This is a genomic window from Piezobacter thermophilus (assembly GCF_055386745.1).
This window is the reverse complement of the sequence record NZ_AP042380.1, coordinates 200,004-223,572: the sequence shown is the minus strand read 5'-3', so window position 1 is coordinate 223,572 and position 23,569 is coordinate 200,004. Positions and strand designations below refer to the sequence as shown.

General features: G+C 66.0%; 31 protein-coding genes and 1 tRNA gene. 14 read left to right on the top strand and 18 right to left on the bottom strand.

The features are described 5' to 3' along the window. Positions 1-53 precede the first annotated feature (53 nt). The 10 genes from ACZ5CM_RS01120 to ACZ5CM_RS01075 form a co-directional block, all read right to left on the bottom strand. Positions 54-623: an elements of external origin gene (locus ACZ5CM_RS01120; protein WP_464640499.1), complete on the bottom strand. Its 570-nt coding sequence runs from the start codon at positions 621-623 to the stop codon at positions 54-56. After that, a complete protein-coding gene (locus ACZ5CM_RS01115) occupies positions 623-844 on the bottom strand; it encodes a DUF7220 family protein (RefSeq protein WP_464640497.1) in 222 nt (73 codons plus the stop codon). Before ACZ5CM_RS01115 ends, ACZ5CM_RS01120 begins: the two co-directional genes overlap by 1 nt. Continuing rightward, the gene (locus tag ACZ5CM_RS01110) at positions 841-2,112 is read right to left on the bottom strand and encodes a site-specific DNA-methyltransferase (RefSeq protein WP_464640495.1); all 1,272 of its coding nucleotides are present in this window, start codon (positions 2,110-2,112) and stop codon (positions 841-843) included. Before ACZ5CM_RS01110 ends, ACZ5CM_RS01115 begins: the two co-directional genes overlap by 4 nt. A 267-nt stretch (positions 2,113-2,379) precedes the next feature. Next, positions 2,380-3,222, bottom strand: a complete 843-nt coding sequence (locus ACZ5CM_RS01105) for a DUF6362 family protein (protein ID WP_464640493.1) — start codon at positions 3,220-3,222, stop codon at positions 2,380-2,382. Beyond that, positions 3,207-3,653: a hypothetical protein gene (locus ACZ5CM_RS01100; protein WP_464640492.1), complete on the bottom strand. Its 447-nt coding sequence runs from the start codon at positions 3,651-3,653 to the stop codon at positions 3,207-3,209. The genes ACZ5CM_RS01105 and ACZ5CM_RS01100 overlap by 16 nt, the downstream gene beginning before the upstream one ends. Next, on the bottom strand, positions 3,650-3,997 hold the full coding sequence (locus tag ACZ5CM_RS01095) for a DUF1064 domain-containing protein (protein WP_464640490.1): 348 nt from the start codon (positions 3,995-3,997) through the stop codon (positions 3,650-3,652). Before ACZ5CM_RS01095 ends, ACZ5CM_RS01100 begins: the two co-directional genes overlap by 4 nt. Continuing rightward, entirely contained in the window at positions 3,997-4,158 is a 162-nt protein-coding gene (locus ACZ5CM_RS01090; protein WP_464640488.1) for a hypothetical protein, read from the bottom strand. The genes ACZ5CM_RS01095 and ACZ5CM_RS01090 overlap by 1 nt, the downstream gene beginning before the upstream one ends. 17 nt (positions 4,159-4,175) lie before the next feature. Beyond that, complete coding sequence (locus ACZ5CM_RS01085; protein ID WP_464640486.1) at positions 4,176-4,355, bottom strand: helix-turn-helix transcriptional regulator; 180 nt, start codon at positions 4,353-4,355, stop codon at positions 4,176-4,178. Positions 4,356-4,615: 260 nt separating this feature from the next. Further along, positions 4,616-5,203: a hypothetical protein gene (locus tag ACZ5CM_RS01080; RefSeq protein WP_464640485.1), complete on the bottom strand. Its 588-nt coding sequence runs from the start codon at positions 5,201-5,203 to the stop codon at positions 4,616-4,618. Between the two features lie 141 nt (positions 5,204-5,344). Beyond that, the gene (locus tag ACZ5CM_RS01075; RefSeq protein WP_464640483.1) at positions 5,345-5,557 is read right to left on the bottom strand and encodes a hypothetical protein; all 213 of its coding nucleotides are present in this window, start codon (positions 5,555-5,557) and stop codon (positions 5,345-5,347) included. Between the two features lie 88 nt (positions 5,558-5,645). On the opposite strand from ACZ5CM_RS01075, the gene ACZ5CM_RS01070 reads away from it, so the two are divergent. The 5 genes from ACZ5CM_RS01070 (at position 5,646) to ACZ5CM_RS01050 (ending at position 7,607) form a co-directional block, all read left to right on the top strand. Further along, positions 5,646-5,960 carry a helix-turn-helix domain-containing protein gene (locus ACZ5CM_RS01070; protein ID WP_464640481.1) on the top strand — a complete coding sequence of 105 codons (315 nt, stop codon included), beginning with the start codon at positions 5,646-5,648 and terminating at the stop codon, positions 5,958-5,960. Between the two features lie 473 nt (positions 5,961-6,433). Continuing rightward, complete coding sequence (locus ACZ5CM_RS01065) at positions 6,434-6,718, top strand: hypothetical protein (protein ID WP_464640479.1); 285 nt, start codon at positions 6,434-6,436, stop codon at positions 6,716-6,718. Positions 6,719-6,734: 16 nt separating this feature from the next. Continuing rightward, positions 6,735-6,983: a hypothetical protein gene (locus ACZ5CM_RS01060; protein WP_464640477.1), complete on the top strand. Its 249-nt coding sequence runs from the start codon at positions 6,735-6,737 to the stop codon at positions 6,981-6,983. Next, positions 6,980-7,294, top strand: a complete 315-nt coding sequence (locus ACZ5CM_RS01055; protein ID WP_464640475.1) for a helix-turn-helix domain-containing protein — start codon at positions 6,980-6,982, stop codon at positions 7,292-7,294. Before ACZ5CM_RS01060 ends, ACZ5CM_RS01055 begins: the two co-directional genes overlap by 4 nt. Next, on the top strand, positions 7,284-7,607 hold the full coding sequence (locus ACZ5CM_RS01050) for a hypothetical protein (RefSeq protein WP_464640474.1): 324 nt from the start codon (positions 7,284-7,286) through the stop codon (positions 7,605-7,607). Before ACZ5CM_RS01055 ends, ACZ5CM_RS01050 begins: the two co-directional genes overlap by 11 nt. A gap of 49 nt (positions 7,608-7,656) precedes the next feature. On the opposite strand, the gene ACZ5CM_RS01045 is transcribed toward ACZ5CM_RS01050, so the two are convergent. Beyond that, complete coding sequence (locus ACZ5CM_RS01045; RefSeq protein ID WP_464640472.1) at positions 7,657-8,022, bottom strand: helix-turn-helix transcriptional regulator; 366 nt, start codon at positions 8,020-8,022, stop codon at positions 7,657-7,659. 12 nt (positions 8,023-8,034) lie between these two features. Next, entirely contained in the window at positions 8,035-8,271 is a 237-nt protein-coding gene (locus ACZ5CM_RS01040) for a type II toxin-antitoxin system RelE family toxin (protein ID WP_464640471.1), read from the bottom strand. 95 nt (positions 8,272-8,366) lie between these two features. Here ACZ5CM_RS01040 and ACZ5CM_RS01035 point away from each other — a divergent pair, with 95 nt between their 5' ends. From ACZ5CM_RS01035 to ACZ5CM_RS01025, 3 genes are read left to right on the top strand one after another with little or no spacing between them, the layout of a single operon-like run. Beyond that, complete coding sequence (locus ACZ5CM_RS01035; protein WP_464640469.1) at positions 8,367-8,660, top strand: hypothetical protein; 294 nt, start codon at positions 8,367-8,369, stop codon at positions 8,658-8,660. Further along, positions 8,657-8,956, top strand: a complete 300-nt coding sequence (locus ACZ5CM_RS01030) for a hypothetical protein (RefSeq protein WP_464640467.1) — start codon at positions 8,657-8,659, stop codon at positions 8,954-8,956. The genes ACZ5CM_RS01035 and ACZ5CM_RS01030 overlap by 4 nt, the downstream gene beginning before the upstream one ends. Continuing rightward, complete coding sequence (locus ACZ5CM_RS01025; RefSeq protein ID WP_464640465.1) at positions 8,953-9,183, top strand: helix-turn-helix domain-containing protein; 231 nt, start codon at positions 8,953-8,955, stop codon at positions 9,181-9,183. Before ACZ5CM_RS01030 ends, ACZ5CM_RS01025 begins: the two co-directional genes overlap by 4 nt. Positions 9,184-9,217: 34 nt before the next feature. Here ACZ5CM_RS01025 and ACZ5CM_RS01020 read toward each other — a convergent pair. Continuing rightward, positions 9,218-9,304: transfer RNA gene (locus ACZ5CM_RS01020), tRNA-Leu, on the bottom strand. Between the two features lie 202 nt (positions 9,305-9,506). Here ACZ5CM_RS01020 and ACZ5CM_RS01015 point away from each other — a divergent pair. Further along, positions 9,507-10,493, top strand: a complete 987-nt coding sequence (locus tag ACZ5CM_RS01015) for a complex I NDUFA9 subunit family protein (RefSeq protein WP_464640463.1) — start codon at positions 9,507-9,509, stop codon at positions 10,491-10,493. A 30-nt stretch (positions 10,494-10,523) separates the two neighbouring features. On the opposite strand, the gene ACZ5CM_RS01010 is transcribed toward ACZ5CM_RS01015, so the two are convergent. Continuing rightward, a complete protein-coding gene (locus ACZ5CM_RS01010) occupies positions 10,524-11,339 on the bottom strand; it encodes an undecaprenyl-diphosphate phosphatase (protein WP_464640461.1) in 816 nt (271 codons plus the stop codon). A gap of 232 nt (positions 11,340-11,571) precedes the next feature. Between ACZ5CM_RS01010 and ACZ5CM_RS01005 the strand changes: the two genes are divergently transcribed. The 5 genes from ACZ5CM_RS01005 (at position 11,572) to queG (ending at position 20,306) form a co-directional block, all read left to right on the top strand. Next, positions 11,572-13,008 (top strand): NAD(P)-dependent oxidoreductase, encoded by a 1,437-nt coding sequence (locus tag ACZ5CM_RS01005; RefSeq protein ID WP_464640459.1) that lies wholly within the window; start codon positions 11,572-11,574, stop codon positions 13,006-13,008. Between the two features lie 114 nt (positions 13,009-13,122). Next, positions 13,123-17,655 (top strand): glutamate synthase large subunit, encoded by a 4,533-nt coding sequence (gene gltB / locus ACZ5CM_RS01000; protein WP_464640457.1) that lies wholly within the window; start codon positions 13,123-13,125, stop codon positions 17,653-17,655. Between the two features lie 144 nt (positions 17,656-17,799). Then, positions 17,800-18,459: a monofunctional biosynthetic peptidoglycan transglycosylase gene (gene mtgA / locus ACZ5CM_RS00995; RefSeq protein WP_464640455.1), complete on the top strand. Its 660-nt coding sequence runs from the start codon at positions 17,800-17,802 to the stop codon at positions 18,457-18,459. Between the two features lie 57 nt (positions 18,460-18,516). After that, positions 18,517-19,182, top strand: coding sequence for an FtsZ-binding protein FzlA (fzlA, locus tag ACZ5CM_RS00990; protein WP_464642444.1), 666 nt, complete (start codon positions 18,517-18,519; stop codon positions 19,180-19,182). An 80-nt stretch (positions 19,183-19,262) separates the two neighbouring features. Continuing rightward, complete coding sequence (gene queG, locus ACZ5CM_RS00985) at positions 19,263-20,306, top strand: tRNA epoxyqueuosine(34) reductase QueG (RefSeq protein WP_464640453.1); 1,044 nt, start codon at positions 19,263-19,265, stop codon at positions 20,304-20,306. 31 nt (positions 20,307-20,337) lie between these two features. On the opposite strand, the gene msrA is transcribed toward queG, so the two are convergent. From msrA to aroC, 4 genes are all read right to left on the bottom strand, one after another. Continuing rightward, positions 20,338-20,850, bottom strand: a complete 513-nt coding sequence (msrA, locus tag ACZ5CM_RS00980; protein WP_464640451.1) for a peptide-methionine (S)-S-oxide reductase MsrA — start codon at positions 20,848-20,850, stop codon at positions 20,338-20,340. After that, complete coding sequence (gene msrB / locus ACZ5CM_RS00975) at positions 20,847-21,296, bottom strand: peptide-methionine (R)-S-oxide reductase MsrB (protein WP_464640449.1); 450 nt, start codon at positions 21,294-21,296, stop codon at positions 20,847-20,849. Before msrB ends, msrA begins: the two co-directional genes overlap by 4 nt. 86 nt (positions 21,297-21,382) lie before the next feature. Beyond that, positions 21,383-22,327, bottom strand: coding sequence for an AEC family transporter (locus tag ACZ5CM_RS00970; protein ID WP_464640447.1), 945 nt, complete (start codon positions 22,325-22,327; stop codon positions 21,383-21,385). 6 nt (positions 22,328-22,333) lie between these two features. Beyond that, positions 22,334-23,449 (bottom strand): chorismate synthase, encoded by a 1,116-nt coding sequence (gene aroC, locus ACZ5CM_RS00965; protein WP_464640445.1) that lies wholly within the window; start codon positions 23,447-23,449, stop codon positions 22,334-22,336. Positions 23,450-23,569: the final 120 nt, after the last annotated feature.

The following is a 23,569-nucleotide window of genomic DNA, read 5'->3' as shown; positions in this document are numbered from 1 at the left end:
GATCTTCCTCACCAGTGAGCGGGCGGGCCTCACCAGTTTCCGGTTTCCACTTGTCAGCGCAGTTCAATCTCGATCTCCGCCAGCTCCGCCATGTGCTTGCGCAGGTGTTTGTCCAGCACCTGTTCCATGGTGTGGGCATCCACCCCGAGTTCGGCCGCCATGTCGGCCGCCACCCGCGGCGGCCAGTTCTGCCAGGCGTCCCGCTCGCGCCGGGCGAGGTCGAACACCAAGGCGGTGGCCTTCTCGCGGTCCACCAGTTCGCCCTTCATCTTGGCCAGCTTCACCTTGGCCGTCTGCGCCTTCAGCACCTCGTTGGCCATGCGGGCGCGCAGATACGAAACCTCGCCGTCGCCCGGCGGCACATCGCCCAGGGTCTCGTCCACCGCCCGTAGCGCCGCCTTCGGTACCGGCTTCGTCTTTACCCGCGTCTTTGCGCCCAGCGCTTGCGCCTGCCGCCCACGCTGCTGGGCCGGGTCGGTCTGGGCGTCCCATTCCCGGTCGGCCTTCTCCGGGTCGATGGTGCCGTCCGCCTCCTGCGTGATGCGCCCCGTCCTGATCGCCTTCCTCACCGCCGTGTGGCTCACCCCGCGGTGGCGGGCGTATGCGCGGATTGAAATCCCCATCAGCCGGACCTCACGCGGATATGCTCGAACAGGCGGCGCAGGGCATAGGAGCGGACCAGCGACACCACCGTGAAGATGCCGCCAAGCGCCAAGTGCGGCCCGGGGCCGATCTCGATGCCGAACAGGGGAAACACCAAAACCTGGGTGCCCAGCGCCACGCCGAAGCCGATGGCGACATTTGTCACCGCTTCGATCAGCGACATGGCCCGGCTCTGCTTCATGCAGCGTCCCGCTCGTCCGCGATCTCGTCGAAGGTGCGACCGTCGCCATCCAGAACTGCCGTTTGTCCGGAGGCTTTCTGCCAGCGCCGGATCGCCACGTCCACGAAGGCCGGCTGCAATTCCATCGCATAGACCTTCCGGCCCAGCGCTTCGCCGGCGACGATCTGGGAGCCCGAGCCCGAGAACGGCTCGAAGCAGATCTCGCCCTTTGTCGTATGCCGGCGCATGGGGATGGCGAACACCTCGAGCGGCTTCTGGGTAGGGTGTTCCGCACCGGCCGGCCGCGCCGCGCCCTCCCAGTCCAGTTCCCAGACGCTGGTCACGTCGTGATCGTTGCCGCCCAGGTGCGGCGGCTTGTGGCCCTGCTGCCAGCCCATCAGGCAGGGCTCGTGCCGCCAGGGGTAGTAGCTGTGGGTCGGGATCGCAGCCGGCTTCACCCAGACGATCTGCTGGTGATTAAGGATTCCGAGTTCGGCCCAGATCGCCTCGATCATCGCGGCGCGCTTGTGGGCATGCCAGCAATACCAGGCGGCATCCTTGCGGGTGACCTTTATGGCATTGCGGAAAACGGCGCGCAGGAAGCCCTCGGCATTCTTGATGTCGACTTCGCGGTAGAGGTCGGACCAGTCCTTCCCCGTGTCATTCGGACGACCGGCGCCGGTGTAGTCAACCAGGTAGGGCGGGTCGGTGGAAAACAGGGCGGCGGTCCGGCCATCCATCAGCCGCTCGACGTCCTTGAGGTTCGTGCTGTCGCCGCACAGCAGGCGGTGGTTGCCGAGCAGCCAGAGATCGCCAACCCGGCTGATCGGGTCTTCGGGCGGGTCCGGCACCGGGGCCGGGGCAAGGTCGCCCGAAGGCTCCTCTTCCTCCAGCCCGTCGAGCAGCTCGTCCAATTCCTCGTCCGAGAACCCCACCAGGTCGAGGTCGAAATCCATCTCCTGCAGGGCGGCCAGTTCTGCCCGCAGCAGTTCCTCGTCCCAACCGGCGTTCTCGGCGATCTTGTTGTCAGCGATCACCAGGGCCCGCCGCTGTGCCTCGGACAGGTGGTCCAGCGTGATGACCGGCACCTTGTCGAGGCCGAGGCGCTGCGCGGCCAGCAGACGGCCGTGGCCTGCGATGATCACGCCTTCGCCATCGGCAAGGATCGGGTTGGTGAAGCCGAATTCCTCGATCGAGGCCGCAATCTGGGCGATCTGCGCATCGGAGTGGGTGCGGGCATTGCCTGCATACGGCTGCAGCCGCCCTGGCGGCGTCATCTTGATCTTCAAGCGTGATCCTCTTGAGAGAAGGGGCCCGCCGGGGTGCGCATTGCCCGCCGTTCGGCAGGCCAGAGGCGTGGCGGGCACGTTCCTGTTTCCGCTGGTGGGGATCGTGTCGCGGGCACTACCCACCGACAGCCTTCCCGCGATGCATCATTGGCGGATTCGCTACGCTGGCTCCGCCTGGCCTCGATAGGACTCGTCGCCGATCGGCGCGGTCTCCTGGTGCCCGGTACCGCAGCTTCCGTTCCGCCGGGCGCGAAACCTCATAACCGATCAGCGGCGTCCGTTCCGGCGCGATGCCGGGCGAGGCTCAGTCTCCGTGTGAAACACCTGCAAAGGCCGAGACGAGCGAACCTCGAAAACCACATCGCCGCAGAACATCCGAGCATGTGGAAACCGGGAACCCGAACGGTGGGAACCCGGAAAAAATCCTTTGTCGCTAGAGGCTTGCTGCGCCGTGCATCCCCGCATACGCATCACGCCCACGGAGGAACCAGGGCAGGGGGGCGGGTGGCAGGCCTCTGCGATCCTGACGATTTTCTGCCACGAATCGCCCGGAAATGTCGCGGTAAAAGTTCGGTTGTTTCCGCGCGTTTCGAGGTCATTTCCGCGCGTTTCGGCGTCGCGAAACGAGGCGTTTTCGTTCCCGGTCAGAGGCTTAGCGATTTCTGCGTTTCTGGCGATTTTTTTTGCAGATTTTTTGCGTCGGCCGGCCTTTCGGCGCCTTTTGCCTGCATCGAGGCGCATTGCGATGGTCTGCAGCGCAGCCACCCAGCGCCGCCACGCCGTCTGCCGGACCAGCCCGGTCTGGATGCAGACATGCCGCCAGCGGTGGCCTTCGGCGCGCAGCCAGATGATCCTGGCGTCAACCGGATCGACGAGGCCGAGCCATTCGAGACATTCCTCCATGCGGACGATGTCGGCGGCCGAGGGCACGATCTTCATCGTCGCTTCGTGCCAGCCATAGGCGTGCTTTGCCTCATGCACGTATTCGGGCCAGGATCGGCCGTAGCCCTTCGGCCCCGAACCGGGCGGGTCCGGCAGCCGTCGCAGGGTGCGGGCTGCATCCTCGAACCGGTCCTCGATCTCCTGGACGCTCATCATCTTGATGCCCATATTCTCCGCCTCCTTGCCCGGCCCATTTCCGCGTCGCGTTTCATCCGCTTCGCCAGTTCCTGCTCACGGAACTGGGAGATGGTGATCGTCTCTTTCCAGCCGCCCCTGTTGTCGCCCCCTTTGCTGCGGGTTCTGGGCGGCAGGCCGAGCATCTTCCTGCGCCTGCTGACGGCGGCGCCGCATGAATACCCGAAGTATGCGGCCATCTCGGTCGACGACACGCCCGCCAGCCACATGCGGCGGAAGGTTTCGTCGTCCGAATTCTTCCGCCGGTTCCGCTCCCGGCTCGGCAGGCCGAGGCTGCGCGCCTTCAGGCTGAGGGCCTGCCGCGTGACGCCGAGCCTAGCTGCAATCACCTCGGTGGGAATGTCATGGCGCATCCAGACCGGCTCGAGCACCTCGCGGGTGATATTGGCGAGCGGGCGGGTCATACCTCGATCACCTCGATGCCTTGCGCCGCCGCCACCGCCCGGCGCACCTCGTAGTCGCGGGTCGGTACGCCCTTGGCGTCCTCGTAGATCGTCCTGCCCGTGCGCAGGTCGGTGTAGGCGAAATCCACGGTCAGCCGCATGCGCCTGCCCGTCCGGGTCAGGAGCGGCCCGTTCCGGCCTTCCAGTTTCAGCACCACCTGCCGGCGCAGATCGGCGATCTCGCCCGCCCGCTCCAGCAGGCACAGCTCGGCCCATCGTTTCGCCTCGCGCTTGGAGTCGAACTGGATCCCTTCCAACACAGTGCGCCGGGCGGAATACTTGTTGCGCCACCTCTTCGTCGCCATCACATCCCCGCCGTCCTGGTCAGGCGGCGCACGATCGCCTCCATGAGGTCGATCCTGCGATCCGCGTCCTGCTGCTTTATCCGCCCGGCGCGAACCCATTTCGGATAGAACCGCCGACGCATATCGAGCTCGCGCTGGGCTTCTTCGATCAGCTCCTTCACTTCGTATTTTCCGGATGTCACTGCTTCCCCCTTTCCTGCCGTTTCAGCCACTCGCGCACCGCCGCCCTTCGATAGAAGACACGCCGCCCGACCCGGACCATCGGTGGACCGATCCTCGCCGTTGCCCACTTGGCCAGCGTCCTGGGGGTTACGCCCAGCTCCCGGGCAAGTTCTTCCCGCCCGATCCATTCCGACATGATGACATTCCCGCCTGCACCCCTTTTCTCTGCAATTGCCGATGCCTTGCCATCGGGCGCGCGGTTTCGGGCGGAGTGCGGAATTATCCTTTTATCTCTTATTGTTTCTTCTCTTTTCATATCAGAGCGGAATCCTTCGGAAGGAATGGCGACAGATTTCCGCGTTCCTTCCGATTTCCTTCCTCATTCTTTCCGATTTCCTTCCGGTTTCTTTCCGCAGTCCTTCCGATTTCTTTCCGCCGGAAAGAATGCGGAAACTTTCACAAGCCCCGATCGAGCGCCTCCATCGCCTCGCGCACGCGGCCCGGCGTCCGGTTGCCGGGACAGTTTTCGAGCAGCCAGGCATCGAGCCGGGCGACATAGTCGGCGCTGTCGGCCAGCCCGCGGTGGCCTCCCGCCTCGATGATATGGCGCTTGAGCGCGATCAGCCGCTTGCGCTCCCGCTCGTGCTCGCGGGCCTCGATCCGGTTGCGCTTGCTCTTGAGCGCGCCCAGCACCTGTTCGGTCACCACCGGGTGCATCAGCCGCACCTTGTCGCCGCAGCGGCAGGGGCGCCAGTTATAGAGCGGCGAGATCTCGCGCGAGCACAGATCCTTCCAGGTCGCGAGGTCGATCATCAGGAGCTTGGCCAGCACCGTGTCGTCTGTGGGCAGCGTGCCGACCGGCGACTGGTTCTGGGCGATGAAGAACAGGTCGAGCCCATAGCCCCGGACCTCGGCGCTGGCGCGCAGGCGGAAATCGCTGTTGAGCCAGCGGTTGAACCAGAAGGGAACGAAATAATGGCCTTCGAGCCGTTCGCCCGGGGCGATAGGGTATTCCGGCAGGTCGGAGGAGTCGCGGATCTGCATCACGGCCGGGTCACCGATCCTCGCGTCATGCCGACCATCCCCCGTGTCCCGAATGGCACAGGCCTTCTGGCAGCAAGATGATTCCGCTTGAGCGAGTCGCGCGTGCCTTCCACCCTGTTCCCCATGCAACCGCTGGCAACATCACGCGACCTTTCCCCCGGTTCTCCAGTTGAAAGCCGAGATCGGGCAGTCCACGCCTTCCCGGTCGCAAAGCTCCTTGAGGGGCCCATACCAGCTGGCCGGAAACCGGCCGCCGCGCGACAGGACGTTCGAGATGGCCGTCTCGCCGACGCCCAGCGCCAGCCTGATACGCTTGCGGCCAATGCGGTTGATGATCATCGCGGCATCACTCATGGAAGAGAGAATATCCACAAATTGTGGAGTCGTCAAACCCGGCCCTCGACCGTTTGTTCACAAATTGTGTAAGGTGTACAGCGAGAGCATGGAACAGTTGGACAAATATCCACACCGAGAGATTGGCGCGCGACTGCGCGCCATCCGGCGGCTGACAGGCCTGTCGGCGAAGGACTTCGCGGCCGAATGCGGCTTTGGCGAAACCCAGTATGCCAACTGGGAGAGCGGCTACCGCCGGCCCTTGCCCGAGAATGCCGCCGTCCTGGTCGACAAGTTCGGCGTGACCATGGACTTTATATATCTCGGCAGGGATACCACGTTGCCGTACAATTTGCGGGTCGCGCTGTCGTCCAGCCCCTCCGACAAAAACAGCAACAAATCAAGGGATACACCGGACTCCTGAGCCGTCCGGATCGCGGCCTCCAACCGCTCATCTTCATTCATTTTTCCGCACCCGAGGAAAACTGTCGCGCCGGATATGGCCGTGTTTCGGGAACAATATTGCGCGAGTATACCAATTTCGACTCCCGCATAACGATAAATTTCCGCAATGGCAAAATCCTGCCGAAGACTGGCCCGGATGTGCCGCTGTTACCGCCCTCGCGCCATCTGTCTCGCCACAAAACGGGGCGTGAATTGCGCCCGCCGCCCGGATTTGCGCCGAATCGCTCCGCCAGGTTCCGGTTGGCCTTCGCGACCCTGACTGGTTTCTCGTCTTTATCGGTTTTCGTGCCTGCCATCTGCCGGGTGATTCGTCTGCTGCAGCCACGCCAGAGGCACGGCGGAAGGGATCGGGGAACACAATATGTGAATTACGAAGATTGACAATCCACATTTTGTGAATATTCTTCCGGCACACGAACCGGGAGATCGCGCATGACCATTCACGCCTTTCCAAAGCTTCCCATGACCGAACGCGAGGCGCGCCAGTTGCTGACCTCGGCCGATGCCGGGCAGTCGTCGCAGCTTCGGCGTCTTGCCTGGGCGACGCTGCGTGCTCTGCGCGCTGGTGGGGCGGCTGGAACCGGCTGGGCGGGTCGACTTGCAGATCTTTCCGTTTCCTGCGGCACGGGGGCGCCTCACCCCGCCGACCACCTGACGGGCGGGCCCGCCACCACTCACGCAACCGGACCCGCCCGTCCTTTTTTGGAAACAAGGTGACAGGAGAAGTGACCAGATGACCAGGATCAAGACCCGGCGGCGGGTGCCCCGAACCGTGATTATCGGCGACCCGGTCATCGCCCAACGCGGGCCCGGCGAGCCCGAATTTTGCGCCCGCGTGCTTGCGCGCAGCTTCGGACGGCAGCGCTTTGATGTGGAAACCGCCGATGGCGAGGTGCTCCAGGGCCTCACCCTGGTGCGGCCGGACGACGAGGCCCAGACGATCGGGTGGGTGGCGCGGGCGCTGGACGGGGGGGCGCGATGACGAACCCGATCGATCTTCATGTGGGGCAGAAGATGCGCAAACGCCGTCTTGAGCTTGCCATGACCCAGCCGGAACTGGCCCGGGCGGTGGGTGTCCGGTTCCAGCAGATCCAGAAATACGAAACCGGCCAGAACCGCATCGCAGCTTCGCGCCTCTGGCGTGCCGCCCGGGCGCTGGGCGTTCCGGTGGAATTCTTCTTTCAAGCGGCGGTCGGCGCATCCATCCGCGCGACCGACGGTCGCCCCGACTGCCCCTGTAACGGACAGATGCCCGTGCGGGCATACATGGAGGTCGTCGGCGATGGCCTATGACTACGACACCGAGGCGCTCGGGCTGCTGGTCGGCAGGATGCTGACCCTCCCGGCGGATCGCCGCCTCGAGACGCTCAAGCGGGCGGTGATCGAGCACGGCGGGCGCTGGGATCTGCCCTCCGAGAAACCGGGCGTCTACAACCCCGTCCTGGTCTCGGCGCAGGTTCTCGGGGTCTGCGCCTTCGCGGAATCCATCGACGAACTGCCCATTAACTGGCTGCGGGCCGCCGAGAACGCGCTCGCGTGGGAGGACCGGGAAGACGCCGGTCGAAAGATGTCGGCGGTCAGAGAGTCCCGGGAGGAATGCGCGTGACCATCGCTCGAGCCTGGCTTGAAGAAATGGGGGACCGGGAATGACCCGCTCACTCCACGATGTCGTCGATCTCGAGGCCCAGCGCCTCGGCCAGGGCCCGCAGCGTCGACAGGCGCGGGTCGAGGCGCCCGTTCTCGATGTCGCTGATGGTCGCCGCCCTGACGCCGGCCCGCTCCGCAAGCTCGGCCTGGCTCAGACCGACCGCCTTGCGCCAGGCCGCCAGCGGGTGGATCTCGCCGTTCGCCGCGGCCAGCGCCAGTTCGGCAGGCATGACCGGTGCGCCGGCGCTCTCGGCCATGGCGGCGCGCGCCAGAGCGATGTCGGCCGCGTCCTCGGCACTGGCCCGCAGCGCATCGTATTCGGCACGGGTCAGGACGACCATTTCTTCGCCGGATGGCGTTGTGGCAAGGTTCATTTCCCGTCTCCCTCAGTCATAGACCTCACGTCGGTGCGCCACGCGCACGACGATCAGGTCTCCGTCGATCTCGAACAGGGCGCGCCACTGCCCGTGACGCAGCCGCAGGAAGGGCGAGCCGGTCAGCGCCTTCACGTCGCCGCTGCCGGTTTCGGCGAAGGCGGTCAGCTTCTCGACCAGTCGGGCGCGGTCGGCAGAAGGCATCTTTCGCAACCCTTTCCGCGCCTTGCTGGTGAAAACGACCTGCACGCCGGCCTCCCTTTGTTCATCGGGATATATATGCGCTTTGGCGCAAGCCGCTTCAAGACAAAATACGCCAAACCGGACGAAAAACGGAGGGTCGAATGACTCAACTCATCACGCGCCTTCGCGCCGCTCAAAACACCACCCTGGGCGTTGGCGCTCTGTGGAACCTCTGCGACGAGGCGGCCGACGACATCGAGTATCTGCTATACGAAAATACGCGCCTCCTGCGCCTGATGGTGAAGGCCCATACGGTCATGCGCCAGACAGGCTGGCAGCTGGCACCGGCATCCGCTGATGCGGAAGACGACGGTGTCCTCGAGCTGGCCGCCGCTGAAATTGAAGGCGAATTCGCTGACGTCCTGTCAGCCGGTCAACTGGAGGCGCGTGAATGATCACTGCACAGAAGGCCGACGCGCTTGATGAGTTCCTCGATCATGTCGGTGGCCAAATCATGGAGGCAATGGCCAGATTCCCGCAGCCGAATCCGACAATCACCACACTGACGGAAAAGGTAGGCGAAGCCGCCCGCGCAGCTTTGCACATCCGTGAGGGCAAGTGCTGGGATTGGAACACCGTCTACAACGAAGCGGTACAGGTGACGGCGATGGTGGCCAAGCTGGCGATCGAAGACGATCCCACCGTCGGAACCACTCCACCCGAAGAAAACCAAGAGGAATGCAGCAGATGACAAACTACCGTACCCGCCACGCCCAGCGCCCGATTTTCGTCCGGGTCAGCCGCAGTCAGGAGCTGTTCGGTGTCCACCGGTCCACGGTCTATCGATGGGCCGAAAAAGGATGGATTCGGATTTACAAGCGCGGCAACGTGTCGGTGGTCCGCTTGGCCGATGTCGAGGCACTGTTCGAGAATGCACCGGAAAACGAATGTGGGACCAGATGTGGGGCTGTCGGCTGACGCCCAAAATTTACTTAATGATTTCAAAGAAAGATGGTGCCCAGGAGAGGACTCGAACCTCCACGTCCATACGGACACTAGCACCTGAAGCTAGCGCGTCTACCAATTCCGCCACCTGGGCTGGGTGTCGTGAGCCGTGCGTTTAAGATCACTTCGCGGACGAGTCAATCGGAATTTCCGCGCCGCGGAGAAGTTTTTCCGCACCGCACGAACCGGCCGCCTTCCATCGGCGGTCCGGGCGGCCGGTCGCGGCGTTTTGTGCCTTGTTTGCAAGGGGGGCAAGCGGTAGATCAGGGCCTGATCGAACAAGCAGGAGCCTTGGGATGTCCAAACTCGTCACGATTTACGGTGGATCGGGGCTCGTCGGCCGTTACATCACGCGCCGCATGGCGGCAGAAGGCTGGCGGGTCCGCGTCGCGGTGCGGCGCCCGAACGAGGCCCTGTTCGTCAAGCCCTATGGCGCCGTGGGCCAGGTCGAGCCGGTGCTGTGCAACATCCGCGACGATGCCTCGGTGGCCGAGGCCATGCGCGGCGCCGATGCGGTGGTCAACTGCGTCGGCCTCCTTGTCGAGACCGGGAAAAACACCTTTCAGGCCGTCCATGTGGACGGCGCCGCCCGCATCGCCCGCATCGCGGCGCAGCAGGGGGTGGGACGGATGGTTCACGTCTCGGCCATCGGGGCGGATCCCGAGTCGGACAGCGATTACGCCCGGACCAAGGCCCTGGGCGAAGCGGCGGTTCTGGAGCACATGCCCGATGCCGTCATCCTGCGCCCCTCGGTCGTGTTCGGCCCCGAGGACCAGTTCTTCAACCGCTTCGCCGCCATGACGCGCTGGGGTCCGTTCCTGCCCATCGCCGGCGCGCGAACGCGATTCCAGCCGGTCTATGTCGACGACGTGGCCGCCGCCGCGGTGAAGGGGATCCTTGGCCAGGCCGCGCCCGGAACCTACGAGCTGGGCGGCCCTGAAATCGCCACACTGCGCGAATGGATGCAGGTGATGCTCGACGTGATCCACCGCCGCCGGATCATCATCGGCCTGCCGTTCTGGATGGCCCGGATCATTGCCTTCGGGCTGGACATGGTCCAGTTCGTTAGCTTCGGCCTTGTCACCAACCGGATCGTCACCCGCGACCAGCTGCGGCTGCTTGCACGCGACAATGTGGTGTCCGAGGGGGCGCGCGGACTGGCCGATCTCGGCATCCAGCCAACCGCCGCCGAGACCGTCCTGCCCGACTATCTGTGGAAGTTCCGCCCCGGCGGCCAGTATGACGAAATCGTCCGCTCGGCCCGGCGGCTGAGACGCAGCTGACCCGGCCGACCGGGGCAACCGCGGGGGCGTTCAGCCCCCGTAGCCCCCATAAGCAATCACCAGCAGCACGATTCCCAGCAACGCGCGATAGACGACATATGGCGTGAAGCTGACGCTGCGCAGCAGCCGCATCATCAGCGTCAGCGCCAGCAGCGCCGAGATGAAGGCCATCCCCGCCGCGATGGCGCTGTCGCGCAGCGCCTGCGGGGTCGCGGTAAAGATCGCCTCGACCCCCAGCAGCATGCCCGAAGCGGCAATGGTCGGAATCGACATCAGCATGGACAGCCGCGCGGCATCGCTGCGTTCGTATCCCAGCCGGCGCGCACCGGTGATGGTGATGCCCGAGCGCGAGGTGCCCGGCACCAGCGCCAGAACCTGCCACAGCCCCATGACCAGCGCATCCCGCACGGTCCAGTCGCCGGCGGTCTTCTCCTGCCCGCCGGTCCGGTCGGCCCAGTAGAGAACGAAACCGAAGATCAGCATCGTCCAGCCAATCACCTTCGCCGATCGCATGGCGTCGCTCAGGCCCGTGAAGTGCAGCAGGGCGCCGACCAGGATCACCGGAATCGTGGCCACGATCAGCCCCAGCGTCAGCCGCGCCCCCGGCGTATCCGCCCGGCCCCGAACAAGGCGCGGAAGGCCGCCGAATCCGGCCCTCACATCGGACCAGAAGAACAGCGTCACCGCCCCCAGCGTGCCGACATGGACCGAAACGTCGATCAGTTGCCCCTGGTCCTGAAGGCCCGTGAGGGTGGGCAGCAGAATCAGGTGACCCGAAGAAGAGACGGGCAGGAACTCGGTCAGCCCCTGAATCACGGCAACGAGGATCAGTTGAAAAAGAGGCATCTCGACCAGCCCCGGACAACAAAGGGAACGCGTGAATGTCGGTATAAGCGCTTGGCCGGGAAAGGAAAGCGGGTATTTAGGTCCGGTTCAATACCTATTAATTGCCCTGACCGCCCTCGCCACGGCCGGTTGCGGCAAAATGGAGCATATTTAGGTCAGCTATTATGACTTTTCATTCGCGCGACCTTGCCCTAGACATGCCCGGCGAGAAAAAGACGAGGGAGTCCGTGCCGTGGCGAAGCAACCGATGCTGAAATTTGTGCAGATCGAACGGGACATGCCGGAGAAGCGCCCTGCCCAGGACCGCGCGCGCGACTTTCACGAGATCTACGCCGAATTCGCCGACGCCAAGGCGGCCGAGCAGGCCAGCCGCTGCAGCCAGTGCGGCGTACCCTATTGCCAGAGCCACTGCCCGCTGCACAACAACATCCCCGACTGGCTGCGGATGACGGCGACCGGGCGGCTGGAAGAGGCCTATCAGCTGGCCCAGGCGACCAACAGCTTCCCCGAGATCTGCGGCCGCATCTGCCCGCAGGACCGCCTGTGCGAAGGCAACTGCGTGATCGAACAGTCGGGCCACGGCACGGTGACCATCGGCGCGGTGGAAAAATACCTCACCGACACCGCGTGGGAGCGCGGCTGGGTCAAGCCGCTGGCGCCGGTTCGCGAACGTCCCGAAAGCGTGGGCATCATCGGTGCCGGCCCCGGCGGGCTGGCCGCCGCCGACATGCTGCGCCGCGCCGGCGTCCAGGTCACCATCTATGACCGGTATGACCGGGCGGGCGGTCTGCTGACCTACGGCATTCCCGGTTTCAAGCTGGAAAAGGACGTGGTCATGCGCCGCATCGAACAGCTTGAACAGGGCGGCGTCGAGTTCGTTCTGAACTGCAATGTCGATGCCGACATCTTCGCCACCATCCGCGGCGAACATGATGCCGTCATCATCGCCACCGGCGTCTACAAGTCGCGCGAGCTGTCCATGCCCGGCAGCGGCGCAAGGGGGATCGTCAGGGCTCTGGACTACCTGACCGCCTCGAACCGCAAGAGTTTCGGCGATGCGGTGGAAGCCTGGGACAGCGGCGAGCTGAACGCCGAGGGCAAGCGGGTCGTGGTCATCGGCGGCGGCGACACCGCGATGGACTGCGTGCGCACCGCCATCCGCCAGGGCGCGACCAGCGTGAAATGCCTCTACCGCCGCGACCGCGCCAACATGCCCGGTTCGCAACGCGAGGTGCTCAACGCCGAGGAGGAAGGCGTGATCTTCGAATGGCTCAGCGCGCCCAAGGGCTTTGTCGATCGCGACGGCCGGGTCAGCGGCGTCATGGTGCAGAAGATGCGCCTTGGCGCGCCCGATGCCAGCGGCCGGCAGGCCCCCGAGGTGATCGAGGGCGCGGACTATGTGGAAGAGGCCGATCTGGTCGTCATGGCGCTGGGGTTCGAGCCCGAAGACCTGCCGACCCTGTTCGGCCAGCCCGACCTGCCAGTGACCGGCTGGGGCACGATCAAGGCCAGCTACGGCAGCGGCAGAACCGAAATGGACAGGGTCTATGCGGTCGGCGACATCGTGCGCGGCGCATCGCTGGTGGTCTGGGCGATCCGTGACGGGCGCGACTGCGCGCAGGCGATCCTGGAAGAATTCGACCGCGCGGCGGGGATCGCCGCCGAATAGGTCGCCGCAGGCCCCGCCGGGGCAAGACGAATGACGATATCAGGCGGCCAGGCCGCCACGGGCGGCGAAGGTGCCCGGCACCGCGCCCGTCCCGACCGGAAAAGGAGAAAGCCGATGACCGAACATGATGCGAACTGGGCCCGCGACGAGGAAACCCGGCGCAAGTGGCTGGCCGAGCACGGCATGTATCGCGAGGAATTCGAGCATGCCTCCTGCGGGGTGGGGCTTGTCGTGTCGATCGACGGCAGCAAAAGCCGCAAGGTGGTCGAAAACGGGATCAACGCGCTCAAGGCCGTGTGGCACCGCGGCGCGGTGGATGCCGACGGCAAGACCGGCGACGGGGCCGGCATCCATATCCAGATCCCGGTGCCGTTCTTCTACGACCAGATCCGTCGCACCGGGCACGAGCCGCATATGGATCAGCTGATCGCCGTGGGCCAGGTCTTCCTGCCGCGCACCGATTTTGCCGCGCAGGAGACCTGCCGCACCATCGTCGAGACCGAAATCCTGCGCATGGGCCACTACATCTACGGCTGGCGGCATGTGCCGGTGAATATCGACGTCCTGGGCGAGAAGGCCAACGCCACCCGGCCCGAGATCGAGCAGATCCTGATCTCGAACGCCAAGGGCATCGACGAAGAGCAGTTCGAGCGCGAGCTCTACGTCATCCGCCGCCGCATCGAGAAGGCCGCCGCCGCGGCCAATATCCCCGGCCTCTACATCGCCTCTCTGTCCTGCCGCTCGATCATCTACAAGGGCATGATGCTGGCCGAGCAGGTGGCCGAATTCTACCCCGACCTTCTGGACGAACGCTTCGAAAGCGCCTTCGCCATCTATCACCAGCGCTATTCCACCAACACCTTCCCGCAATGGTGGCTGGCCCAGCCCTTCCGCATGCTGGCCCACAACGGCGAGATCAACACGCTCAAGGGCAACGTCAACTGGATGAAAAGCCATGAAATCCGCATGGCCTCTTCGGCCTTCGGAGACATGGCCGAGGACATCAAGCCGATCATCGCCCAGGGCTCGTCCGATTCGGCGGCGCTGGACGCGGTGTTCGAGGTGCTGGTGCGCGCCGGGCGCAACGCGCCGATGGCCAAGACCATGCTGATCCCCGAAAGCTGGTCGAAGCAGGCGGTGGAGCTGCCCCAGGCCTGGCGCGACATGTATTCCTACTGCAACAGCGTTATGGAGCCCTGGGACGGCCCGGCGGCGCTTGCCATGACCGACGGGCGCTGGGTCTGCGCGGGGCTCGACCGCAACGGGCTGCGCCCGATGCGCTATGTGGTCACCGGCGACGGGCTGGTAATCGCGGGGTCCGAGGCCGGCATGGTCCCGGTGGACGAATCGGAGGTGGTCGAAAAGGGCGCGCTGGGGCCGGGCCAGATGCTGGCCGTGAACATGGAAGAGGGCCGGCTCTACCACGACACCGAGATCAAGGACCGCCTGGCCGCCGCCCAGCCCTTCGGCGAGTGGGTGAAGAAGATCAACGATCTGGGAGGCGTGCTGGACGGCGTGAGCGAACACCCGCTGTTCGAGGGCGACGAGCTGCGCCGCCGCCAGATCGCCGCCGGCTATACGCTGGAGACGGTCGAACAGATCCTCGCCCCCATGGCCGAGGACGGGAAAGAGCCGGTGGCCTCGATGGGCGATGACACGCCGGCGGCGGTGCTAAGCAAGCAGTACCGCCCGCTCAGCCACTATTTCCGGCAGAATTTCAGCCAGGTCACCAACCCGCCCATCGACAGTCTGCGCGAATACCGGGTGATGAGCCTCAAGACCCGCTTCGGCAATCTCAAGAACGTCCTCGACGAGGACAGCAGCCAGACCGAGATCATCGTGCTGGAAAGCCCCTTCGTCGGCAACGCCCAGTGGCAGAAGCTGGTGGAGGAGTTCAACTCGCCGCTGGTCGAGATCGACTGCAGTTTCGAGCCGGGCGAAAACGCGCTGGCCGAGGGGCTGGAGCGGATCCGGGCCGAGGCCGAGGACGCGGTGCGCTCGGGCGCGGGGCATCTGGTACTGACCGATCACCACTCGGGGCCGGACCGCCTGCCGATGCCGATGATCCTGGCCACCTCGGCCGTGCACAGCCACCTCACCCGCAAGGGGCTGCGGACCTTCTGTTCGCTCAACGTCCGCTCGGCCGAGTGCATCGATCCGCATTATTTCGCGGTGCTGATCGGCTGCGGCGCCACCGTGGTCAACCCCTATCTGGCCGAGGATACGCTGGCCGAGCGCATCCGCCGCGGGCTGCTTGACGGCAGCCTGACCGAGAACATGGCCCGCTATCGCGAGGCCATCGACCAGGGGCTGCTCAAGATCATGTCGAAGATGGGGATTTCGGTGATTTCCTCATATCGCGGCGGGCTGAACTTCGAGGCGGTGGGCCTCTCGCGTGCCATGTGCGCCGAATATTTCCCCGGCATGACCAGCCGCATTTCCGGCATCGGCGTCAGCGGCATCCAGCGCAAGGTCGAGGAAATCCACGCCCGCGGCTGGCTGAGCGGGCAGGACATGCTGCCGGTGGGCGGCTTCTACAAGGCGCGCGCCAGCGGTGAAACCCACGCCTGGACGGCCTCGGCCATGCATCTGATGCAGATGGCCTGCAACCGGGCCTCCTACCAGCTGTGGAAACGGTATTCCGCCGAGATTCAGGCCAACCCGCCGATTCATCTGCGCGACCTGCTGGATTTCAAGCCGCTGGGCAAGCCGGTGCCGCTGGAAGAGGTGGAATCCATCACCGCCATCCGCAAGCGCTTCGTCACGCCGGGGATGAGCCTCGGCGCGCTCAGCCCCGAGGCGCACAAGACGCTGAACATCGCCATGAACCGCATCGGCGCCAAGTCCGACAGCGGCGAGGGCGGCGAGGATCCGGCCCATTTCACCCCCGAGCCCAACGGCGACAACCCCAGCGCCAAGATCAAGCAGGTGGCCTCGGGGCGCTTCGGGGTGACGGCAGAATATCTGAACCACTGCGAAGAGCTTGAGATCAAGGTCGCCCAGGGCGCCAAGCCCGGCGAGGGTGGCCAGCTGCCGGGGCTGAAGGTGACGGAACTCATCGCCCGGCTGCGCCATTCGACGCCGGGGGTGACGCTGATCAGCCCGCCACCGCATCACGACATCTATTCCATCGAGGATCTGGCGCAGCTGATCTATGACCTCAAGCAGATCAACCCGCGCGCCAAGGTGACGGTGAAGCTGGTGGCAAGCTCGGGCGTGGGCACCATCGCCGCGGGCGTGGCCAAGGCCAAGGCCGACGTGATCCTGATCTCGGGGCACAATGGCGGCACCGGGGCCAGCCCGGCGACTTCGATCAAGTTCGCCGGCCTGCCGTGGGAAATGGGCCTGACCGAGGCGCACCAGGTGCTGGCCATGAACAAGCTGCGCGATCGCGTCACGCTGCGTACCGATGGCGGGCTTCGCACCGGGCGCGACATCGTGATGGCCGCCATGATGGGGGCCGAGGAATACGGCATCGGTACCGCGGCCCTCATTGCCATGGGCTGCATCATGGTCCGGCAATGCCAGTCCAACACCTGTCCGGTTGGCGTGTGCACCCAGGATGAGCGCCTGCGCGCCAAATTCACCGGCACCGCCGACAAGGTGGTCAATCTCATCACCTTCTACGCGCAGGAGGTGCGGGAAATCCTCGCCTCCATCGGGGCGCGTTCGCTGGACGAGGTGATCGGGCGGGCCGACCTGCTGGCCCAGGTCAGCCGCGGGGCGGCGCATCTTGATGATCTCGACCTCAACCCGCTGCTGATCACCGTCGATGGCGCGGCCGATATCGTCTATGACCGCTACAAGCCGCGCAATGAGGTGCCCGACACGCTGGATGCCGAGATCGTGCGCGATGCCGCCCGCTTCCTGCGCGACGGCGAGAAGATGCAGCTGTCCTACGCGGTGCAGAACACCCATCGCACCGTGGGCACGCGGGTCTCGAGCCACATCGTCAGCAATTTCGGCATGCGCAACGCCCTGCAGCCCGACCACCTGCATGTGAAGCTGCAGGGCAGCGCCGGGCAGTCCCTGGGCGCCTTTGCCGCGCCGGGGCTGAAGATCGAGGTTTCGGGCGATGCCAACGACTATGTGGGCAAGGGCCTGTCGGGGGGCACCATCGTCGTCCGCCCGCCCATGGCCAGCCCGCTGAAGGCGGACGAAAACACCATCATCGGCAACACCGTCCTCTATGGCGCCACCGGCGGCTACCTGTTCGCGGCCGGCCGGGCGGGCGAACGCTTCGCCGTGCGCAACTCGGGCGCGAAGGTGGTGGTCGAGGGCTGCGGCTCGAACGGCTGCGAATACATGACCGGGGGGGTGGCGGTGATCCTCGGTTCGATCGGCGCCAATTTCGGCGCCGGGATGACCGGGGGCATGGCCTATCTCTACGACCCGCAGGGCACGGCGCGCGAGCTGATGAACATGGAGACGCTGGTGACCTGCCCGGTCAGCGTGGAGCACTGGGAAAACCAGCTCAGATCCCTGATCGAGCGCCACCACGCCGAAACCGGCAGCCGCAAGGCCGGGGACATCCTTCAGCACTGGGAGACCGAGAAAGCCAGCTTCATCCAGGTCTGCCCCAAGGAAATGCTGCAGCATTTGCCGGTGCCGCTGAGCCTTGGGGAATCGGCCGTTCCCGCCGAGTGACGAAACCGGCCGACCTGACCTGTTCCCTGTCGCGGCGTCCTGCTCTATAGCCGTCCCATGGCAGGCAGGCGGTCATCGGCAAAGGGGAAGAGGCGGCGCGGCAGGCGCGTGGCAGGCGGGAAACGCCGGCTCGGGCCGTTGCGCATGGCCCGGCGCATCCTGCTGCGCGGGGCCGCGGCCCTGTGCCTGATGATCGTTGCGCTGGTGCTGCTTTTCGCGGTGGTGAATCCGCCGATCACCTTGACCATCTGGGCCGAACAGCGGCGGCTGGGACAGGTGGAGCGGGAATGGGTGACGCTGGAAGAGATCGCCCCGGTTGTGGCCCGCTCGGTGGTGGCGGCCGAGGATGCCAATTTCTGCCTGCACTGGGGATTTGACGTGAACGCGATCCGCAAGGCGATCGAGACCGGCGCCCGCCGGGGTGCCTCGACCATCACCCAGCAGACGGTGAAGAACGTGTTCCTCTGGCAGGGACGCAGCTGGTTCCGGAAGGCGCTGGAAACCGCGATCACGCCGCTGGTCGAGGCATTCTGGACCAAGCGCAGGATCCTCGAGGTCTATCTGAACGTGGCCGAGATGGGCGACGGGGTGTTCGGGGTCGCTGCGGCGGCGCGGCGCCATTTCGGAGTAAGCCCCGAGGCTCTCACCCCACGCCAGGCGGCCCTGATCGCGGCGGTGCTGCCCGATCCCCGGGGTCGCTCGGCGGCGACGCCTTCGGCCTTTGTCCGGCGACGGGCGGCGGCGATCATGGACGGAGCGGCCACGATCCGCGCGGATGGCCGAAGCGCCTGTTTCGAGGATTGAAAATCCCGCGCGCCCGAGGCAAAGGTGGGAACGCTTCTGCTGAGTTTCAGGATGACAATGGCCCGACTGTTTCACGTCCCCCTTTCACCGTTCTGTCGCAAGGTCCGGCTGGCGCTGGCCGAGAAGAAGATCGAGGTCGAGCTGGTCGAGGAGCGCTACTGGGAGCGGGATCGGGATTTCCTGCGCCGCAATCCGGCGGCCAAGGTGCCGGTGCTCAGGCTGGACGGGCGCGTCATGGCCGAGAGCATGGCAATCTGCGAATATGTCGAGGAGACCCGCCCCGAGCCGCCGCTTCTGCCCCGCGATCCCGCGGCCCGGTTCGAGGCGCGCCGGCTGGTGGGCTGGTTCGACGACAAGTTCCACCACGAGGTGACGTCGAAGCTGCTTTACGAGCGGGTCAACAAGAAGATCACCGGCGAAGGTTATCCCGACAGCCGCAACGTGAAAGCGGGTGCCCGGGCGATCAAGTATCATCTGGATTACATGGCGTGGCTTCTGGATCAGCGGCGGTGGCTCGCGGGCGACGTGATGACGCTGGCCGATTTCGCGGCTGCCGCACATCTGAGCGCGCTTGACTACATTTCCGACGTGGACTGGAACCGGCAGCCGGCGGTGAAGGACTGGTATGCCAAGATCAAGTCGCGCCCCGCCTTCCGGTCGATCCTGGCCGATCAGGTTCCCGGCTTCCCGCCGCCTGCGCATTATGCCGATCTGGATTTCTGAACCGCGGCCGGGGCGGGGGGCTGTCTGCCCCCCATCGCCTGCGGCGATTCCCCCCGAGGATATTTTCGGCCAGAAAAAGAATGGGTGAGGGGCTGAAGGATCGGCTGGTGGCGCGGGCCCTCGAGGAGGGGTTCGTGGCCTGCCGGCTGTGCCGCCCGTGGGATGTGCCGGAGGTGGCGGAGCGGTTGGCCGCTTTCATCGCGGCCGGGTATCACGGGCAGATGCGCTGGATGGCCGAGCGCATGCACTGGCGGGGCAATCCGGCGGCCCTGTGGCCCGAGGCGCGGACGGTGATCATGCTGGCCGAGAGCTATTCCCCGCGGGAGGATCCCATGGCCGCCGTCGGCCGCGCGGATGTGGGCGCGATTTCGGTTTACGCGCGGGGCCGGGATTACCACGACATCGTCAAGAAGCGGCTCAAGAGGCTGGCGCGGTGGCTGATTGCCGAGGCCGGCGGCGAGGTCAAGGTCTTCGTCGATACCGCACCGGTCCCCGAAAAGCCGCTGGGACAGGCGGCGGGGCTGGGCTGGCAGGGCAAGCACACCAACCTGGTCAGCCGGGAATGGGGCAACTGGGCCTTTCTGGGCTGCGTCTTCACCACGCTGGAACTGCCGACCGACGCGCCCGAGCGGGATCACTGCGGGTCGTGCCGGGCCTGTCTTGATGCCTGCCCCACAGAGGCCTTCCCGGCGCCCTACCGGCTGGATGCGCGGCGCTGCATCTCGTATCTCACGATCGAACATGACGGGCCGGTGGACGAGGCGCTGCGCCCCCTTCTGGGCAATCGGATCTATGGCTGCGACGACTGCCTGGCGGCCTGTCCCTGGAACAAGTTTGCGGTGGCCGCCAGCGACATGCGCTATGCCGCCCGCGAGGGGCTGACAGAACCGCCGCTGACCGATCTGGCGGCGCTGGACGATGCCGGTTTCCGGGCCAGGTTTTCCGGCTCTCCGATCAAGCGGATCGGGCGCAACCGGTTCGTGCGCAACGTGCTTTATGCCATCGGCAATTCGGGCGATCCTGCCCTGGTGCCGGTGGCGGCGGGCCTGCGGGATGATGCGGATCCGACGGTGGCGGATGCGGCGCGCTGGGCAGCGGCGCGGCTGGAGCAGCACGCGGGTTGAACCATGGTGGCAGCACTGTCCGCAGGTCGTTTCAGCCGCTCCCGTCGCGTTTCGGCAGCACCCAGTCGGGGCGCGGGAAGTGGCAGGTGTATCCGTTCGGGATGCGCTGGAGATAGTCCTGGTGCTCGGGCTCGGCCTCCCAGAAATCGCCGGCGGGAGCGACCTCGGTCACCACCGGGCCGGGCCACAGCCCCGAAGCCTCGACATCGGCGATGGTGTCCAGCGCCACCTGCCTTTGCCCTTCGTCCAGGTAGAAGATGGCCGAACGATAGCTGGGCCCGACATCGTTGCCCTGCCGGTTCGGCGTGGTCGGGTCGTGGATCTGGAAGAAGTATTCCAGCAGCCGGCGGTAGCTCAGCACGCCGGGGTCGAAGATCACCTCGATCGATTCGGCGTGGTTGCCGTGGTTGCGATAGGTGGCATTGGGCACGTCGCCGCCCGAATAGCCGACCCGGGTCCGCACCACGCCCGGCAGCTTGCGGATGAGCTCCTGCATGCCCCAGAAGCATCCCCCCGCAAGGATGGCGCGCCGGGTCCCGCTCATGCCCTCTCCTCCAGCAGCGGCAGGTACTCGCCATAGCCTTCGGCCTCCATGTCGTCGCGATGGACGAAGCGCAGTGCCGCCGAGTTGATGCAGTAGCGCAGCCCGCCGGCCTCGGGCAGGCCGTCGGGAAAGACGTGGCCCAGGTGGCTGTCGCCATGGGCCGAGCGTACCTCGGTACGGATCATCCCCAGCGAGCGGTCCTCGCGTTCGACGATATGGGCCGGCTCGACCGGGCGGGTGAAGCTGGGCCAGCCGCAGCCGGCGTCGAACTTGTCGGTCGAGGTGAACAGCGGCTCGCCCGAGACGATATCGACATAGATCCCCGGTTCGTTGTTGTGCAGATATTTGCCGCTGCCGGGGGGCTCGGTGCCGTTTTCCTGGGTGACGCGGTAGGATTCGGGAGACAGGGCGGCGATGGTCTCGGGGGATCGGGTGTAGGTTTTCATGGCTTGTTCCCGCGGGTTTCCTGGACCCCGAGTAAACGGGATCGACGCCCCCCTTGCCAAGGGGGAAAATGATCCGCGGCGGGGGCTCAGGCCAGCCACCACAGCAGCACTCCGAGGGTGACGAAGGCGGCCGAGGTGGCCAGCAGCAGCGCGATCGAGGCAATGCCCTCCAGCCCGTAATCCTGCGCCAGCACCGGGTAGATGCCGATCATCGGCATTGCTGCCGAAAGGATCACCGCAACCTGCATCCGGGGCGAAAGCGCCACCACGCCAAGCCAGACGAGCAGCGCGGCGGCAAGCGCCACCAGTGCCGGGTGCAACGCCAGCTTGGCGGTGGCAATCTGGGCCGCGAGGCGGCGGTTGCCGCGCAGGGGAAGCCCGACGAGAGAGCCTCCGATCACCACCAGCGCCACCGCCGAGGCCGAGGCCGCCAGCAGGCGGAAGAAGCGCTCGGCCACCTCGGGCAGCGGGATCTGCAGCAGCGACACCGCCAGCCCCAGCGCAAGGCCGATCACCATCGGGCGGCGCGCGATCCCGGCCAGGATGGCAGTCGCGCGGCGGGGGATGGACAGCCCGGCATGCGGGCGCGAGAGATCCATCAGGATCAGGCCCAGCGGGATCAGCACGGCGTTCTCGACCAGGAAGTTCTGGACCAGGATGGTCCCGGCAAGATCGGGATAGAGCAGCAGCATGACCGGGTAGCCGATGAAACCGTTGTTGGGGCAGGTTGCGCCCATCACCGCCGCCGCACGGCGGGGCCGGTCGGTCCCGGTAACGGTGAACCAGGCGAAGGCAATCGCCGCCGCCGCTAGGCTGCCCAGGAGATAGACCAGCATGTAGCCGGGGCGGATGACCTCGGCGACATTGCGGCTGGCCACCGCGTGAAACAGCAGCGCCGGCAGGGCGATGTCGAGCACATAGCGCCCCAGCACCCGCATGTCGGCGGACGCGAACCAGCCCCGCCGCACCGCCAGCCAGCCGATGCCGATGGTGGCATAGATCGGGAAGGTGATGGCGAGAATCGCGCCCAAGACCGGCTATCCGATGCGGCCGCGGGTCTGGCCGGGCTCGCCGCCCACATGGCCGCGGTGGAGCAGCAGGTGGTCGAGCAGCACGCAGGCCATCATCGCCTCGCCCACCGGCACGGCGCGGATGCCGACGCAGGGATCGTGGCGGCCCCTGGTGACGATCTCGGTGGCCTCGCCGGCGATGGTGATGGTCCGGCGCGGCCTGAGGATGGACGAGGTGGGCTTGACCGCGAAGCGCACGACGATCTCCTGTCCGGTGGAGATGCCGCCGAGAATGCCTCCGGCATGGTTGGAGGAATAGACCGGCCGCCCGTCATTGCCCATGAAGATTTCATCGGCGTTTTCCTCGCCGGTCAGGCGGGCGGCGTTCATGCCCTCGCCGATCTCGACCCCCTTGACGGCGTTGATGCTCATCATCGCGGCGGCCAGCTCGGTGTCGAGCTTGGCATAGACCGGAGCGCCGAGGCCGGCGGGGGCGCCTTTTGCCACGACCTCGACCACGGCGCCGACCGAGTTGCCCGACTTGCGCAGCCCGTCGAGATAGTCGGCCCAGATCCCGGCCGCGCGGGCATCGGGCGACCAGAAGGGGTTGCGCTCGATCTCGTCGGGGTCGAAGCGATCGCGGTCGATGGCGTGCGGTCCGATGCGGGTGAGGTAGCCGCGGATTTCCAGTCCGGGGGCAAGCTCGGCCAGGACCGCGCGGGCGAGGCCTCCGGCAGCGACGCGGGCGGCGGTTTCGCGGGCCGAGGAGCGGCCACCGCCGCGATAGTCCCGGATGCCGTATTTCTGCCAGTATGTGATATCGGCATGGCCGGGGCGGAACTTGTCGCGGATGTCGCTGTAATCCTTCGACCGCTGGTCGGTGTTTTCGATCATCAGCTGTACCGGGCTGCCGGTGGTGCGCCCCTCGAACACACCCGACAGGATGCGCACCGCGTCCGCCTCGCGGCGCTGGGTGGTGAAGCGGCTCTGCCCCGGCTTGCGGCGGTCGAGCCATTTCTGGATCGCCGCCTCGTCGATGGCGATGCCGGGGGGCACCCCGTCCACGGTTGCGCCCAGCGCGGGGCCGTGGCTTTCGCCCCATGTGGTGACGCGGAACAGGTGGCCGAAGCTGTTGAATGACATGGGGGCTCTCCTTTGATGTTTTCGTGATTAGCCGTCGGGAGAGGATTGCTCAAGGTGGCGGGGGCGCTGCCCCCGTCGCCCTGACGGGCGACTCCCCCGGAGTATTTGGGGCAAGAGGAA